The following is a 15,506-nucleotide window of genomic DNA, read 5'->3' on the forward strand; positions in this document are numbered from 1 at the left end:
CGCAAGCGGCCGCCGGGGCCCCGTCGAGGGGCCTTCAGAGAACGGCCGCTGTCCGCTGCGGCACCGGCCGGGCGGTCCGCCTTCAGGGAGAAGGTCGTATGAGCGCGGGTCTCGCCATGACCGCGGTGAAGCGCAGCCGCGTGCGGCTCCTCATCGTGACGATGCTCTTCATCGCCACCACCATCAACTACGCCGACCGCGCGACGCTCTCCATCGCCGGCCCGTCGCTGGCCAAGGACCTGGGCCTCGATGCGGTGGCGATGGGCTACGTCTTCTCCGCCTTCGCCTGGTCCTACGTCCTGGCGCAGCTGCCCGGCGGCTGGCTGCTCGACCGCTACGGCGCGAAGTGGGTCTATGCCGGCGCGATCTTCCTGTGGTCGGCCTTCACGCTGATGCAGGGGGCGGTCGGCTTCTTCACCGGCTTCACCGCGGTGGCGGTGCTGTTCGGCCTGCGCCTGCTCGTCGGCCTCGCCGAGGCGCCGGTGTTTCCGGCCAACGCCCGGATCACCGCGGCGTGGTTCCCCACCGCCGAGCGCGGCACCGCCTCGGCCTTCTTCAATGCCTCGCAGTACTTCGCCACCGTGCTGTTCACGCCGCTGATGGGCTTCGTCGTCCACCATTACGGCTGGCACCACGTTTTCACCCTGATGGGCGCGCTCGGCATCGCCTTCGCGCTGCTGTGGACCCAGGTGATCTACGGGCCGAAGGAGCACCCCGCGATCAACCAGGGGGAGCGCGACTACATCGAGGCGGGCGGCGCCCTCCTCGACATGGACGGCCGCGACGCGGGCGTGGCCCAGGTCGACGCCGGCCGCACGATCCGGCAGCTGCTCGCCAACCGCATGCTGCTCGGGATCTACGTCGGGCAGTACTGCATCACCACGCTGACGTACTTCTTCCTGACCTGGTTCCCGGTCTACCTCGTGAAGGAGCGCGGCCTGTCGATCCTGCAGGCGGGCTTCGCCGCGGTGCTGCCGGCGCTCTGCGGCTTCGTCGGCGGCATCCTGGGCGGCTGGATCTCGGACCGGCTGCTCAAGCGCGGCTGGTCGCTGACCGCATCGCGGAAGATCCCGATCGTCGGCGGGATGCTGCTGTCGATGGTCATCGTCGGCTGCAACTACGTCCAGACCGACGCGCTCGTGGTCGGGCTGATGGCGCTCGCCTTCTTCGGCAAGGGCGTCGGGGCGCTCGGCTGGGCGGTCGTCTCCGACACCTCGCCGCGCCAGGGCGGCGGCCTCTCGGGGGGGCTGTTCAACACCTTCGGCAACACCGCCGGCATCACCACCCCGATCGCGATCGGCTACATCGTGCAGCAGACGGGGTCGTTCAACGGCGCGCTGGTGTTCGTCGGGCTGAACGCGCTCGTCGCCGTGTTCTGCTACCTCGTCGTCGTCGGCGAGATCCGGCGGGTGGAGCTGCGCTGAGCGGGCTCGCGCCGGCAAGGCAACGCTTCAAAGGCGACACGTCTCCGGCCCGGCTTCCAGACCGGTCGCAGGTTGCGCGGACCCGCAGAACACGTCCGCGCAACCGGCTCAAGCGGACCGCCGCCGCCACCCCTCGGGCACGGGATGGCGGGCATGCGCCTCGGCCAGCGCTTCGAGCCAGCCTGCGACGTCGGGTGGGATCGCGGCGTCGCCGGAGGCCCAACGGCGCACCAGGCGGTCATCGCAGGCCAGGGCCTGAGCGAAGCCCCGTTGCGACCAGCGCAGCCGGGCGAGCACGTCGCGGAGGCGGCTGGCAGTCACCCGCCCAACACCTTGATGAAGGCGGCGCCCGCGCCGAACAGCGCAGCACCCGCGGCCATGCCGGACAGGGCGATCTGCCAGGGTGCCAAGGCTCGCTCGCGCGTCAGCTTGTCGGCCTCGGCGCGCAGCTTAGCCTGTTCCTCAATGAATTTCTGGGTCTCGGCGTTCGACCGGAGGACGCGAGCGACCTGCTCGGCGATGTCGAGGCTGTTCGGAGCGGATGTGCCGGCCATCGGGGTCGTCCTGCAATTTAGCCGGGGAACTCCCGCGAACATGTCCGCAATATGAGGGACGATCGGACGAACGTCAACGACGGCGAAGTCGAACGTGCCCGTGACGACCCACCTCGCCGAAGCGACGCCACCCGATCGAGACCGTCTTCCGCAAGCCGAAGGCGTTCAAGCGCATCGCGAGGCAGGCCGACGAGACCGATCGAAGCTTTGCTGCCATCATCCGTCTCGCCGCGACCGGCATCGGGATGCGATCAATCCAGGCACGTCGCAACCCGGGTCGCCTTTCCAGGATCGCGCATGTTCGACTTCAGCCAGCTCCGGTGCTTCGCGGCCGTCGCCGAGGAGCTGCATTTCGGCCGGGCCGCCGCCCGGCTGAACATGACCCAGCCGCCGCTCTCGCGGCAGATCCAGGTCCTGGAGCGCATCCTCGACGTGCAGCTCCTCGACCGCACCAGCCGCTCGGTGCGCCTGACCGCGGCCGGGCGCAGCTTCCTGCCCGAGGCGCAGCGCATCCTGCGGCTCGCCGAGACCGCGACCCACGTCACCCGCCAGGTCGCGGCCGGAAGGGCCGGGGTGCTCAAGCTCGGGTTCACGGCGGCTTCGGCCTACGACTTCCTGCCCCGCCTCGTCATCGCCGCCCGGGCCGCGCTGCCGGACGTGACGCTCGCGCTGCGCGAGATGGTGACCAAGGATCAGGTCGAGGAACTGCTGGCCGGGCGCATCGACGCGGCGCTGGTGCGCCCGCCGGTCACCCATCCCGACCTCGCCTCCGTGCGGGCGCTGGCCGAGCCGATGGTGGTCGCCGTGCCCGCCGGCAATCGCCTGGCGGCGCACGCGGGCCTGACGCTGGCGGACCTCGACGGCGAACCGTTCATCGCCTACGCGCCGAACGAGGCGCACTACTTCCACGACCTCGTCCGCGGCCTGTTCGCCGAGGCCGGCATCCAGCCGCGCATCCTGCAGCAGCTGACGCAGATCCACTCGATCCTGGCACTGGTGCGTGCCGGCCTCGGGGTCGCCCTGGTGCCGGCGGCGGCCGAGCGTCTGCGCTTCGAGGGCGTCGCGTTCCGCCCCCTCGACCTGCCCGCGCCGCGCCCGGCCGAGCTGCACCTCGCCTGGCGCCGCGACGGCGACGACCCGCTGATCGCGCGCCTGATCGCGATCCTGGCAGCGCTGCCGCCGGGATGATCGATGCCTGTCGCGCATCGATCGATCCAGCCTTTGGCTTGGACCCGCATCGGCATCCTTGCGAGAACGTGCGGCAGACGGCGCGCCAGACGCCGGTCCCGTCAACGCCCCGGGAGGCACGCATGCAGGCCGACGCCGTCGATGCCCCGTCGCGCGGATTTTCGCGCTCCCCCACCGTCACCGCAATGCGGGTCGTGCCGGTCGCCGGCCGCGACAGCATGCTGCTCAACCTCAGCGGCGCGCACGGCCCGTTCTTCACCCGCAACCTGGTGATCCTCGAAGATTCCACCGGCGCGACGGGCCTCGGCGAGGTGCCCGGCGGCGAGCGCATCCGCGGCGTGCTGGAGGAGGCCCGCGACCTGATCGTCGGGCGCCCGCTCGGCGCCTGGCAGGCGGTGCTCAACGCGATGCGCGCGCGCTTCGCCGACCGCGATTCCGGCGGGCGCGGCCTCCAGACCTTCGACCTGCGCGTCACGATCCACGCGGTGACGGCGGTGGAATCCGCCTTCCTCGACCTGCTCGGCCAGTTCCTCGACGTGCCGGTGGCGGCCCTGCTGGGCGAGGGCCAGCAGCGCGACGCCGTCGAGATGCTGGGCTACCTGTTCTACGTCGGCGACCGCCGCCGCACCGATCTGCCCTATCGCGAGCCGACCGCCCGCGACGGCTGGATGCGGCTGCGCGACGAGGAGGCCCTGACGCCCGACGCCGTCGCACGCCTGGCCGAGGCCGCGCATGCGGCCTACGGCTTCAACGACTTCAAGCTGAAGGGCGGCGTGCTCGCCGGCGAGGACGAGATCGCCGCCGTCACCGCGATCCACGAGCGCTTCCCGGAAGCCCGCGTCACCCTCGACCCGAACGGCGCGTGGTCGCTCGCCGAGGCGATCCGCCTGTGCAAGGGCCGCGGCGACGTGCTCGCCTACGCCGAGGATCCGTGCGGGGCCGAGGACGGGTTCTCGGGCCGCGAGATCATGGCCGAGTTCCGCCGCGCCACGGGCCTGCCCACCGCCACCAACATGATCGCCACCGACTGGCGCCAGATGAACCACGCGATCCAGCTCGGCAGCGTCGACATCCCGCTGGCCGACCCGCATTTCTGGACGCTGGCCGGCTCGGTGCGGGTGGCGCAGCTCTGCCGCGACCACGGGCTGACCTGGGGCTCGCACTCGAACAACCACTTCGACGTGTCGCTGGCGATGTTCACCCACGTCGCGGCCGCCGCCCCGGGCAAGGTGACGGCGATCGACACGCACTGGATCTGGCAGGACGGCCAGCGCCTGACCAAGGAGCCGCTGGCGATCCGCGGCGGGCTCGTGCGGGTGCCGGATCGTCCGGGGCTGGGCATCGAGATCGACATGGCCGAGGTCGAGGCGGCGCACGCGCTCTATCTGGACCACGGCCTCGGCGCCCGCGACGACGCGGCGGCGATGCAGTTCCTCGTCCCGAACTGGACCTTCGACAACAAGCGCCCGTGCCTCGTGCGCTGAGGGCGACGGACGCTTCAGATCCCTCCCCCTCTGCGGGGGAGGGTGGCCCCTGCGTCGGCAGGGGTCGGGAGAGGGGAGCGCCGTATCCGGCACCGGCGCTCCCCTCTCCCGACCCGCTTCGCGGGCCACCCTCTCCCGCAGAGGGGAGAGGGAGGCGCGTGATCCGGACGACGCTCGACCTCTCAGATCGATTCCACGAAGGAGCACATCCGATGGACATCCTCTCCAACCGCTTCAAGGCGGCGCTCGGCCAGGGCCGGCAGCAGATCGGCCTGTGGTGCAGCCTCGCCAGCCCGATCTCCACCGAGGTCGTGGCCGGCTCCGGCTTCGACTGGCTGCTCCTCGACATGGAGCATTCGGCCAACGACCTGCGGGACGTCTACAGTCAGGTCCAGGCGATGATGGAGAGCCCGGCCCACGCCATGGTGCGGGTGCCGAGCGACGAGGCGATCACCATCAAGCGCATCCTCGACACCGGGGTGCAGTCGCTGATGATCCCCAACATCGACGACGCCGACCAGGCCCGCCGCGCGGTGGCCGCGACCCGCTACGCCCCGCGCGGCGTGCGCGGCTTCTCGCAGGCGCCGCGCGCCGCCCGCTTCGGCCGCATCCTCGACTACCACGCCCGCTGCGAGGCCGAGATCTTCGTGGCCGTGCAGATCGAGTCGCGGCGGGCGCTCGACAACCTCGACGAGATCGCCGGCGTGGAGGGCGTCGACGGCGTCTTCGTCGGCCCCGGCGACCTCTCGACCAGCCTCGGCTACCTCGGGCAGCAGAACCATCCGGACGTGGTGGCGATCATCGAGGAGACCGTGGCCCGCATCGGGAAGGCCGGGAAGCACGCCGGCATCCTCACCGCCAACGAGGAACTGGCCCACCGCTACATCGCCGCCGGCACCCGCTTCACCGCGGTCGGCTCCGACATGGGCCTGCTCGCGCGGCAGTCCGAGGCGCTCGCCGCCCGCTTCAGGGGCTGAGCCAGGATCGACCCTCCCCCTCCGCGGGGGAGGGCGGATGCGCCATTCCGGGAGACACCACCATGAACATCGGATTCATCGGCCTCGGCATCATGGGCGCGCCCATGGCCGGGCACCTGATCGCCGCCGGGCACAGCCTGTTCCTGAAGAGCCGCCGGGCGGTGCCCGAGGCCCTGGTCGCCGCCGGCGGCACGCCCTGCGCCACCGCCGCCGAGGTCGCCGAGCGCGCCGACGTCGTCATCCTGATGCTGCCGGACACCCCCGACGTCGAGACGGTGCTGTTCGGCGCGGACGGCGTCGCGGCGGGCCTGAGGTCCGGCACGACCGTGATCGACATGAGCTCGATCTCGCCGATCGCGACGAAGGACTTCGCCGCCCGCATCAGGGAGCGCGGCGGCGCCTATCTCGACGCGCCGGTCTCCGGCGGCGAGGTCGGGGCGAAGAACGCCGCCCTCTCGATCATGGTCGGCGGCGACGAGGCCGATTTCGGGCGCGCACAACCGCTGTTCGCGGCCATGGGGAAGACCGTGACCCATGTCGGCCCGGTCGGATCGGGCCAGGTGGCGAAGGTCGCCAACCAGATCATCGTCGCGCTCACCATCGAGGCGGTGGCCGAGGGTCTGCTGTTCGCCTCGAAGGCCGGCGCCGACCCGGCCAAGGTCCGCGAGGCGATCACCGGGGGCCTGGCCACCTCGCGCATCCTCGAGCTGCACGGCAAGCGCATGATCGACCGCACCTTCGATCCGGGCTTCCGCATCGGGCTGCACCAGAAGGACCTGAACCTGGCGCTGGAGGGCGCCCGGGCGCTCGGGCTCAGCCTGCCGGCCACGGCGCTGGCGCAGCAGCTGTTCTCGGCCTGCGTCGCCAACGGCGGGGCGGCCTGGGACCATTCGGCGATGGTCCGCGCGCTGGAGATCATGGCGAACCACGAGGTCGGCGCCGCTTGACCCACGCTCGATCGATCGATGCCGCGATGGTATCGATCGATCCATCGTTTGGATTGGAAGGTATCGACCGGGCGGACTAATCTGGAAACCTCAAGGAAACCGACCGCGACGGGCACGCATCCGTCGGGCGATCCCGAGGAGGAAACCATGTCGCTGGCGATTCCGGTGCAGAGCGCGACGCGCATGCGCGTGCGCTACCTGATCCTCCTCGTGCTGTTCGCGGTCACGGTGCTGAACTACGCCGACCGCGCGATCATCTCGATCGCGGGCGTGCCGATCGCGCAGGAATTCGGCATCACGCCCGTGCAGATGGGCTACATCCTCTCCGCCTTCAGCTGGTCCTACGTCGCGGCCCAGCTGCCCGGCGGCTGGCTGCTCGACCGCTACGGCACCAAGTGGATCTATGCCGGCGGCGTGTTCTTCTGGTCGTTCTTCACCTTCGTCCAGGGCTGGGCCGGCTTCCTCGGCGCGGGCTCCGCGGTGGCGGTGTTCTTCCTGATGCGGATGCTGGTGGGCATCGCCGAGGCGCCGTCCTTCCCCGGCAACGCCCGCCTCGTCACCGCCTGGTTCCCGGCGGCCGAGCGCGGCAAGGCCTCGGCCGTGTTCAACGCGGCCCAATACTTCGCGCCGGTGCTGTTCGCGCCGCTCACCGCCTGGGTGACCCAGAGCTTCGGCTGGCGCTACGCGTTCTTCAGCATGGGCCTGATCGGCCTGGCGATGGTGCTGCTCTGGGTCTGGCTGATCCACGACCCCAAGGACCATCCGAGCGTCACCTCGGGCGAGCTCGACGAGATCGCCCGGGGCGGCGCGCTGGTGCAGGTCGGCGCCGCGCCGTCGGGCGCGACCACGTCGACAGCGCGCGACGCGAAGCCGGTGCGGGCGGGCGCCGCCCCCGCCGCCGGCACCTGGGGAACGATCAAGCAGCTCCTCGGCAACCGGATGCTGCTCGGCATCTACGTGGCGCAGCACTGCATCAACGTGATGACCTACTTCTTCCTGACGTGGTTTCCGATCTACCTCGTCAAGCAGCGCGGCATGTCCGTGCTCCAGGCCGGCTTCACCGCCTCGCTCCCGGCCTTGTGCGGCTTCGTCGGCGGCATCCTCGGCGGCGTGATCTCCGACGCGCTCCTGCGCCGGACCGGCTCGCTCAACATCGCCCGCAAGCTGCCGATCATCGCCGGCATGCTGCTGTCGATGGTGATCATCGCCTGCAACTACGTCGACTCGCATGCCCTGGTGATCGGCCTGATGGCGGCGGCCTTCTTCGGCAAGGGCCTCGGGGCGCTCGGCTGGGCGGTGGTGTCCGACACCTCGCCCAAGGAGGCGGCGGGCCTGAGCGGCGCGCTGTTCAACATGTTCGGCAACACCGCCGGCATCACCACGCCGATCATCATCGGCTATCTCGTCCAGTCCTCGGGCTCGTTCGACACGGCGTTGGTCTTCGTCGGGATCAACGCGCTCGTGGCGATGAGCGCCTATCTCCTCCTCGTCGGCGACATCCGGCGGGTGGAGCTGCGCCGCGCCTGACCGACCGCCGACCGCCAGGGAGCATGCGATGCCAGACGCCGTGATCGAAGCCCCGCCGGTGCCGCCGGCCGGGCCCGCCCTGGGCGACGCCCCCCGCACCATCCGCCTGCACGCGAGCGACAACGTCGCCATCGTCGTCAACGCCTTCGGGCTGCCGGCCGGCACGGTGTTCTCGGACGGGCTGACCCTCGTCGAGTTCGTGCCGCAGGGCCACAAGGTGGCGCTCGCCGCGATCCCCGAGGGCGGCGAGGTCCGGCGCTACGGCGAGGTCGTCGGCATCGCGACGCAGGATATCCCGTGCGGCGCCTGGGTCGAGGAATCGCGCGTGGCCACCCCGACCGCCCCCGCCCTCGACGCGCTGGAGATGGCGACCCGCGTGCCGGCGCCCCTGCCGCCGCTGACCGGCTGCACCTTCGAGGGGTTCCGCAACCCGGACGGCTCGGTCGGCACCAAGAACATCCTCGCCATCTCGATCAGCGTGCAATGCGTCGCCGGCACCCTCGACGTGGCGATCCGGCGGATCAAGGCGGAGCTGCTGCCGCGCTTCCCCAACGTCGACGACGTGGTCGGGCTGACCCACGCCTACGGCTGCGGCGTCGCGATCAACGCGCCGCAGGCGGTGATCCCGATCCGCACCCTCCAGAGCCTCGCCCGCAACCCGAATTTCGGCGGCGAGGTGATGGTGGTGGGCCTCGGCTGCGAGAAGCTCGTCTCCGAGCGCCTGCTGCCGGACGGCGACGACGCGCAGGACGGCGGCGTCGTGCGGATGCAGGACGAGCGCCACCAGGGCTTTTCCATGATGCTCGACAGCATCATGGCGATGGCCGAGGCCCGGCTCGCGATCCTGAACCGGCGCCGGCGCGAGACCTGCCCGGCCTCCGACCTCGTGGTCGGCCTGCAATGCGGCGGCAGCGACGCGTTCTCCGGCGTCACCGCCAACCCGGCGCTCGGGTACTGCGCCGACCTGATCGTCGCCGCCGGCGGCACGGTCCTGTTCTCGGAGGTCACCGAGGTCCGCGACGCGATCCACCTGCTGACGCCGCGCGCCAAGACGCCAGCGGTGGCCGAGGCTTTGGTGCGCGAGATGGCGTGGTACGACGACTACCTCGCCAAGGGCGAGGCCGACCGGCGCGCCAACCCGTCCCCCGGCAACAAGAAGGGCGGGCTGAACAACATCGTCGAGAAGGCGCTCGGGTCGGTCGCCAAATCCGGCACCTCGGCGATCTCCGGCGTGCTCGCCCCGGGCGAGCGGGTCCGCGAGAAGGGCCTGATCTTCGCGGCGACGCCGGCGAGCGACTTCGTCTGCGGCACGCTGCAGCTCGCCTCCGGGATCACCCTCCAGGTGTTCTCGACGGGCCGCGGCACGCCCTACGGCCTCGCGCAATGCCCCGTGATCAAGGTCGCGACCCGCACCGAGCTCAGCCAGCGCTGGTCCGACCTGATCGACCTCGACGCCGGCCGCATCGCCACCGGCCACGCGACGATCGAGGAGGTCGGCCGCGAGCTGTTCCAGCTCATCCTCGACGTGGCGAGCGGGCGCAAGACGCCGTGGTCCGACCGCTGGGGCCTGTTCAACGACCTGACGCTGTTCAACCCGGCGCCGATCACCTGAGGGTTCCGACGCCACGGAAGGAGCGGACACGCCGCACGCCATGCGCCGTGCCCGCCGGGGACCGAGCGACGGACAGGCCGGGACGACACCGGCCGGGAGGACACGATGGGCGCACTCGATCGCCGGACCCTGCTGGCGCTGGCGGGCGCCGCCGCCACGACGGCGTGGGCCGGGCCTGCGCAGGCCGCCTTCGAGCCGTCCGAGCGCCTGCCCGACCCGGCGATCGAGATCCTCGACCCGTCGTTCGCCCGGTACCGGATCTTCTCGGCGACGGTGGAGCGGATCGCCACGGGCTTTCGCTGGGCGGTAGGGCCGCCCTACACCAGCTCGAGGATCGCGAGCCGGTCCGTCACGCCGAGGGTCAGCGTCCGGGCCGGGCCGAGCGTTTCCACGCCGACCGAGCCGTCGTCGGCGAAGCGGTGCAGCCGCGCCGCCTTCGGGACGCCCGAGAGGGTGAGGGTCACGCCCTGCGCCGGCGCGTCGGGCCGTGCCCGGCGTTGCACCCGGTCCCAGCCGTCGATCCCGAGCCAGAGCGGCACGAGGACGGCGCCGTCGCCGCGCAGGAAGCGGATCGCCTGGAGGTCGCGCGGGGCCGCGTCGAGGGCCGCGTCGAGGGCCACGTCGAGGGCGGGGCCGGCCACGGCCGGGCCGGCCCGGAACAGGCGCATCAGGTTGGCGACCGCGGAAAAGGTCGGCGTGGCTGAGCCGTCGAAGCGCAGGAGGCCGAACCGGCCTTCCGGGTCGCCCTCGCCCCGGTCGACCGAGGCGGCCAGCTCGTAGAGGTAGGTGCGGCGGATGCCCTGGAGGAAGCTCCACAGCAGCAGGCGGGGCGTGTAGCGCGCCCGCACGGCCTCCGAGACCGGGAAGTGGAAGCTCCGGGTGGCGAGCGCGGTGTGGTAGCCGTTCTCGGTGGCGAGCAGCGGCGCGCGGCCGAAGATGGGCTGAGCGGCGGCGACGAAGCGGCGCAGGTCGCCGTTACCGGCGTTCTCCGGGTGCTCCATGCCGGGGTAGGGGTGGATGTTGCCGTAGTCGACGGCGTTGGCCAGGGACTCCGCCGCCGCGACGTTGGCCTGGACGTAGCTCGGCCCGGCGACCTTCACCGCGCCGCCGGCGTTGCGTGCCGCCCGGTAGAGCGCGCGCTGGTGCTCGGCCGAGGCCTGCGGGCGGCCGGCGCCGGCGGCGATGTTGGGCTCGTTGCTGCCCTCGGCGATCGCGAGCCCGCCCGCGCTCCAGGCGGCGATGTCGGGCAGGCGCCGGGGCGGCACCAGCGGCCCGACGTCGAGCCCGTCGTAGAAGACGAGGCTGAACCGGTAGCCGGCCCGCGCCAGCTCGGCGATCCGCCGGAACTGCGGCGGCGGCCCCGATGGCGGCTCGCCCGCCGGCAGGACGATGTCGTCGCGCAGGTGCCGGATCCCGAGGGCGTCGAGCGCCGCCGCGCAGCGCGCGAACCGGTCGACGTACGGGGTCCCGTCGTGCCCGAAATGGGTGTTGATGCCGACGGACTGCGCGAAGTCCTCGCTGGGATACGACGGCAGCGGGCCGGCCAGGGCCGGGCGTGCCGCCAGCGCCGACGCGCCCGCCGCCAGCACGAGGCGGCGGGTCGGTCCATGGGGCCTCATCGATCGCACCTCGTCTAAGGCGTCGCGGCCGCGGGCACCGCCTCGGCGCGCGGCGCGGCGGCGGCGACCAGGGCGGCCTTGCGGTTCAGGATCAGCGCGACGCTCCGGCGCAGCGGCGCGCGCAGGAACAGCAGCGCCAGGATCCCGTAGATCAGGATGCCGAGGCCGATCGCCGCCGCGAGGCCGGCGTGGTCGCCGAGCCGCGCGTAGAGGCGATCCTGCGCCAGGAACACGGTGGCGCCCATCGCGAGCGAGCAGGCGAGGATCGGCGCCAGCGAGGCGGCGACCGCCACGGTGCCGACCGGCACGAACCGGCCGGCGGCCCGCACCACCACGGGCGAGAACAGGTAGGCGCGCAGCACGTGCCCGACGACGAGGGCCGACAGGCCGAACGGCGCCGTCACCAACGAGGCCAGGATCGTGATCGTGAACTGCGCGGCCGACAGGACCAGCGCGGTGCCGGTCCGGTCGGAGGCGGTGAAGATCATCCACAGCATCGAGGTCGCGACGAATTCCGGGCCGAGCAGCGCCAGGATGCGCAGCACCGGCACCGCGTCGCGCCACTGCTCGCCGAAGAGCAGCGGCACGAGGTGCGGCGCCACCACGGCCATGCCGACGAAGGCCGGCAGCGCCAGCACCGCCGACATCGCGACGAAGCCGTCGAAGGCCGCGGCCAGGTCGCGCGGCCGGTCCTGCAGCCGGGCGTAGGTCGGCAGCGCGACCGCCGCGAGCGGGATCACCGCGACCTGGCTGATCAGGTCGATGCAGCGCCAGGCCATGCGCAGCAGGCCGATATCGGCGGTGGAGAGGAAGTAGGCGGCGACCACCTCCTGGCTGCGGATGCTGAGCGTCAGGAGGAGCTGGGTCGAGAACACCCGGGAGCCGAAGGCGAGCTGGCGGCGGGCATGGGCGCGCACGAAGCGCCATCCGGGAAGCCACGGAAACGCCGCCCAGGTCAGCAGCGTCGTCATGCCGGTGGCGAGCAGCCGCTGGATCACCAGGCTCCAGACCCCGAACCCGTTCAGCGCGAGCGCGATCGCCACCGACCCGCCGATCAGGTTGGCGACGAGGGCCCGGATCGCGAGGCTGCGGAAGCCGAAGAGGCGCTGCAGCCGCGCCTCGTGGATCACGCCCGCGGCCGCGATCACGAAGGTGGCGGCGAGCGCCGCCAGCACCGGCTGCAGCTCGGGGATCCGCAGCATCCACGCGATCGGCCAGGACAGCGCGACCAGCGCCAGCCCGTAGAGGCAGCCGGAGGCCAAAGCCACCCAGAAGGCGGTGTCGACGAAGCCGTCGTCGAGCCGGTCGGTCTGCACGACGAGGTCGGGCAGGCCGCCCCGCGTGACGATGAGCAGGATGTCGATGAACACGACCGCCACGGCGACGAGGCCGAACTCGCTCGGGTCGAGCAGGCGCGCCAGCACCAGGAACACCACGAAGCTCAGGACGACGTTGCCGATTGCGCTGACGGCGACCCACCCGGCCGCCCGGACGGAGCGGCCGGCCATATCGTCCCGGGTCGCAGCCGCGTCCGGCGCCGCGGCGGACGGGCCGGGCGGGCTAGGCGCCATGATGGATGCCGTGCGCTGGCGACGGTTCCGGCGCGATGCCGCGGCGCTCGGCGAGAAGCTCGGCGTAGAGGTCGAGATACTTCTCGGCGACGCGCTCGGAGGTCGATTCGCGCAGGACGTGCTGGAACGCGCGCTCGTCCGGCAGGCTGGCGCGGCCGCGGGCCAGCACCGTGCGGATGCGGTCCGCGAGGTCGGGCGCGTCGCCGGCGCGAAACAGCCAGTCGGCGTTGTCCTCGCCGATCAGCTCGGGGATGCCGCCGGAATCGGCGCCGATCACCGGCACGCCCATGGCGTAGGCCTCGTAGACCGTGCGCGGCGAGGGCTCGGCCCAGAACGAGGGCACGACGAGGACGTCGACCTCGGTGAGGAAGTCCTTCGGGTCGACCCAGCCGACGAACTCGATCGGCAGCCCTTCGGCCTTCGCCTTGAACCGCTCGATCGAGTCGTCCATCGCCTGGCCCGCGATCAGGCAGCGCCAGCCGCCGGAGGCGGGATTCCCTTCGGTGGCGTGCGCGCGTGAGCCGATCTCGGCCAGCGCGTCGATCAGCGTGCCGACGCCCTTCTCGACGTTGATCCGCCCGAGATAGCCGAAGGTCATCGGCTTGGCGCTCCGGTCGACCCGGCGGCGCGCCTCGGGATCGCCGTCCGGCACCGTGCAGGAATAGTAGATCACCCGTCGCCGCTCGGGAGCGAGGTGGCGGAACAGGCCATGGTCGACATGGGTCTGCAGGATCCGGGTGCCGACGCTCGCCACCGCGTCGACCCAGCGGTTGGTCAGCTGCTTGGAGGCGTTCACGACCTTGCAGCCGAGGTGCCAGTGCGTGCACGGCGCGCCGTGCTTGAACATCGCCGCGTTGCCGCAGATCAGGTCGTACTCGCAGACCGTGTGCACGATCGGGATGTCGCGCCGGGCCGCCTCGCGCCAGACCAGCGTCGAGATGTCGAGCAGCGAGTGGGTGTTGACGACGTCCGGCCGGAAGTCGTCGAGCACCCGGCCGAAATCGGCGGCGATCGCGAAGTTCCACTGCTGCTTGAGCTTGGCGGCGTTGCGCGCGAAGCGGCCGTGCTGCGCCCAGTCCTCGAGCCAGAAGTCGTTGTGATGCGCCATGCGGTAGACCGTGACGCCGTTGCGCACGGTCTTGGGCTCGGCCTGCCGCTCGATGCAGGCGGCGGCGACCGTGTGCCCGAGGCCGGCGAGCTCCTCGGCCAGATGCTCGACGGACCGCTCGGCGCCGCCGACGATGTGGGGCGGATAGAGCGAGCTAAGGTGCAGGATGCGCATGGCGCCTTGATCCTTGAGGCGTTGATTCTCGAGGCGTTGACCCCTGGGACGTTGACCCTTGGGACGTCGATCCTTGGGACGCCGATCCGTGGGCGACGGCGGGCTCACGGGCGAGGAGGCTGCGGTAGAGGTCGAGGTAGCGGGCGGCGACCGCCTGCGGCCGAGTTCCTTCGGCGACCGCGGCGGCGTTGCCGAGGCCGGTCGCGAGGCGGGCGGGGTCGGCGACGATCCGCGCCATCGCGGCGGCCAGCGCCGCCGCGTCGCCGGGCGGCACGAGCCAGGCGGGATCGTCGGTGCCGACCTGCTCGGCGATGCCGCCGACGGCGGTGCCGATCACCGGGACGCCGCGGGCGTAGGCCTCGGCCACCGTGCGCCCGAAGGCCTCGGGCCAGACCGGCGGGACGACGAGGCAGTCGATGCCGTCGAGGAAGGCGTCGGCCGCGACGAACCCGTCGAAGGCGACGGGCAGCCCGGCGGCGAGGCCTTCGTAGCGGTCGAGCCCGTCGACGGCGCGCCCGGCGACGCGCAGCCGCCAGCCGGTGCCGGGCAGGCGGCGGCAGGCCTCGATCAGGGTGTCGACGCCCTTCGACGGCTCGATCCGGCCGATGTAGCCGAACGTGACCCCGCCCGAGGGGAGGGCGCGCGGCGCCGGCGGCGGCCCCGCCTCGATCGGGTTCCAGATCACCTGCCGCAACGCGGCCGGCACGTCGCGGAAGAACCCGGCCGCGAGGTGGCGGGCGAGGATGTCGCTGCCGACGCCGACCACGGCGTCGACCGGCCGCTGGCAGAGCCGGTGCAGGAGCGCGTAGGCGCGGCACTTGGCGTGCTGCCGCTCGCAGGCGCGGCCGTGCCGCACCATCGCGCCGTTGCTGCACAGGCTCGTGAAGTCGTGCAGCGTGTGGACGACCGGCACCCCGAGCAGGCGCAGCATCGGCCAGATCCGCGGCGTCAGCTCCGACATCGAGTGCGTGTTCACCACGTCGGGCGAAAAATCCCGCACCGCGGCCTCCATCGCGGCGAGCGTGCGCCCGTCCCACTGCGCGGCGAGCTTGTAGCGCAGGCGGTCGAGCCGCCCGTGCTCGGCCCAGTCGAGGACGTAGAACGGGGTGCCGTGGCCGAGGCGGTAGATCGTCGCCGCGCCCGACCGGTCGGGCGGCTCCGCCCGGCGCGACAGGCAGGCGACGCCGACCTGCGCCCCGAGACCCGCCTGCATCCGCACGAGGGTCTCCACCATCAGCTCCGCCCCCCCGACCTGTTCGGGCTGATACAGCGATGAGAGGTGGAGAATACGCATCTGATCAATCTGACGGTGCTAGATCGA

The 15,506-nt window shown here is 72.1% G+C and carries 13 protein-coding genes; 7 read left to right on the forward strand and 6 right to left on the reverse strand.

The window, feature by feature from the left end:
* Positions 1 to 98: 98 nt before the first annotated feature.
* Entirely contained in the window at positions 99 to 1,424 is a 1,326-nt protein-coding gene (locus FV227_RS08395; RefSeq protein WP_147729290.1) for an MFS transporter, read from the forward strand.
* A gap of 108 nt (positions 1,425 to 1,532) precedes the next feature.
* Here the strand turns inward: FV227_RS08395 and FV227_RS08400 are convergent, their stop codons facing one another.
* Positions 1,533 to 1,745, reverse strand: coding sequence for a hypothetical protein (locus FV227_RS08400; protein WP_147729291.1), 213 nt, complete (start codon positions 1,743 to 1,745; stop codon positions 1,533 to 1,535).
* Positions 1,742 to 1,978 (reverse strand): hypothetical protein, encoded by a 237-nt coding sequence (locus FV227_RS08405; protein ID WP_147729292.1) that lies wholly within the window; start codon positions 1,976 to 1,978, stop codon positions 1,742 to 1,744. Before FV227_RS08405 ends, FV227_RS08400 begins: the two co-directional genes overlap by 4 nt.
* A 297-nt stretch (positions 1,979 to 2,275) precedes the next feature.
* Here FV227_RS08405 and FV227_RS08410 point away from each other — a divergent pair, with 297 nt between their 5' ends.
* From FV227_RS08410 to garD, 6 genes are all read left to right on the forward strand, one after another.
* Entirely contained in the window at positions 2,276 to 3,166 is an 891-nt protein-coding gene (locus FV227_RS08410; RefSeq protein ID WP_147858721.1) for a LysR substrate-binding domain-containing protein, read from the forward strand.
* A gap of 122 nt (positions 3,167 to 3,288) precedes the next feature.
* Positions 3,289 to 4,650, forward strand: a complete 1,362-nt coding sequence (gudD, locus tag FV227_RS08415; protein ID WP_147729410.1) for a glucarate dehydratase — start codon at positions 3,289 to 3,291, stop codon at positions 4,648 to 4,650.
* A 212-nt stretch (positions 4,651 to 4,862) separates the two neighbouring features.
* A complete protein-coding gene (locus tag FV227_RS08420) occupies positions 4,863 to 5,627 on the forward strand; it encodes an HpcH/HpaI aldolase/citrate lyase family protein (RefSeq protein WP_147858722.1) in 765 nt (254 codons plus the stop codon).
* Positions 5,628 to 5,689: 62 nt separating this feature from the next.
* The gene (locus FV227_RS08425) at positions 5,690 to 6,574 is read left to right on the forward strand and encodes a 2-hydroxy-3-oxopropionate reductase (RefSeq protein WP_147858723.1); all 885 of its coding nucleotides are present in this window, start codon (positions 5,690 to 5,692) and stop codon (positions 6,572 to 6,574) included.
* A gap of 147 nt (positions 6,575 to 6,721) precedes the next feature.
* Positions 6,722 to 8,101: an MFS transporter gene (locus tag FV227_RS08430; RefSeq protein ID WP_147858724.1), complete on the forward strand. Its 1,380-nt coding sequence runs from the start codon at positions 6,722 to 6,724 to the stop codon at positions 8,099 to 8,101.
* A gap of 28 nt (positions 8,102 to 8,129) precedes the next feature.
* Positions 8,130 to 9,713, forward strand: a complete 1,584-nt coding sequence (gene garD, locus FV227_RS08435; RefSeq protein WP_147729191.1) for a galactarate dehydratase — start codon at positions 8,130 to 8,132, stop codon at positions 9,711 to 9,713.
* Between the two features lie 317 nt (positions 9,714 to 10,030).
* Here the strand turns inward: garD and FV227_RS08440 are convergent, their stop codons facing one another.
* From FV227_RS08440 to FV227_RS08455, 4 genes are read right to left on the reverse strand one after another with little or no spacing between them, the layout of a single operon-like run.
* A complete protein-coding gene (locus FV227_RS08440) occupies positions 10,031 to 11,332 on the reverse strand; it encodes a hypothetical protein (protein WP_147858725.1) in 1,302 nt (433 codons plus the stop codon).
* A gap of 14 nt (positions 11,333 to 11,346) precedes the next feature.
* A complete protein-coding gene (locus FV227_RS08445) occupies positions 11,347 to 12,840 on the reverse strand; it encodes a lipopolysaccharide biosynthesis protein (RefSeq protein WP_246686581.1) in 1,494 nt (497 codons plus the stop codon).
* Positions 12,841 to 12,892: 52 nt separating this feature from the next.
* Positions 12,893 to 14,185, reverse strand: a complete 1,293-nt coding sequence (locus tag FV227_RS08450) for a glycosyltransferase family 4 protein (protein WP_187274727.1) — start codon at positions 14,183 to 14,185, stop codon at positions 12,893 to 12,895.
* Positions 14,166 to 15,479: a glycosyltransferase family 4 protein gene (locus FV227_RS08455; protein ID WP_147858727.1), complete on the reverse strand. Its 1,314-nt coding sequence runs from the start codon at positions 15,477 to 15,479 to the stop codon at positions 14,166 to 14,168. The genes FV227_RS08450 and FV227_RS08455 overlap by 20 nt, the downstream gene beginning before the upstream one ends.
* Positions 15,480 to 15,506: the final 27 nt, after the last annotated feature.

Source organism: Methylobacterium sp. WL119 (genome assembly GCF_008039875.1).
Taxonomy (GTDB): domain Bacteria; phylum Pseudomonadota; class Alphaproteobacteria; order Rhizobiales; family Beijerinckiaceae; genus Methylobacterium.

Excerpts from the sequence above, each read along its gene's own strand:
- FV227_RS08425 (WP_147858723.1), top strand. The coding sequence starts at position 5,690 with ATGAACATCGGATTCATCGGCCTCGGCATCATGGGCGCGCCCATGGCC.
- FV227_RS08455 (WP_147858727.1), bottom strand. The coding sequence starts at position 15,479 with ATGCGTATTCTCCACCTCTCATCGCTGTATCAGCCCGAACAGGTCGGG.
- garD (WP_147729191.1), top strand. The coding sequence starts at position 8,130 with ATGCCAGACGCCGTGATCGAAGCCCCGCCGGTGCCGCCGGCCGGGCCC.
- FV227_RS08450 (WP_187274727.1), bottom strand. The coding sequence starts at position 14,185 with ATGCGCATCCTGCACCTTAGCTCGCTCTATCCGCCCCACATCGTCGGC.
- FV227_RS08405 (WP_147729292.1), bottom strand. The coding sequence starts at position 1,978 with ATGGCCGGCACATCCGCTCCGAACAGCCTCGACATCGCCGAGCAGGTC.
- gudD (WP_147729410.1), top strand. The coding sequence starts at position 3,289 with ATGCAGGCCGACGCCGTCGATGCCCCGTCGCGCGGATTTTCGCGCTCC.
- FV227_RS08445 (WP_246686581.1), bottom strand. The coding sequence starts at position 12,840 with ATGGCCGGCCGCTCCGTCCGGGCGGCCGGGTGGGTCGCCGTCAGCGCA.
- FV227_RS08430 (WP_147858724.1), top strand. The coding sequence starts at position 6,722 with ATGTCGCTGGCGATTCCGGTGCAGAGCGCGACGCGCATGCGCGTGCGC.
- FV227_RS08395 (WP_147729290.1), top strand. The coding sequence starts at position 99 with ATGAGCGCGGGTCTCGCCATGACCGCGGTGAAGCGCAGCCGCGTGCGG.
- FV227_RS08420 (WP_147858722.1), top strand. The coding sequence starts at position 4,863 with ATGGACATCCTCTCCAACCGCTTCAAGGCGGCGCTCGGCCAGGGCCGG.
- FV227_RS08410 (WP_147858721.1), top strand. The coding sequence starts at position 2,276 with ATGTTCGACTTCAGCCAGCTCCGGTGCTTCGCGGCCGTCGCCGAGGAG.
- FV227_RS08440 (WP_147858725.1), bottom strand. The coding sequence starts at position 11,332 with ATGAGGCCCCATGGACCGACCCGCCGCCTCGTGCTGGCGGCGGGCGCG.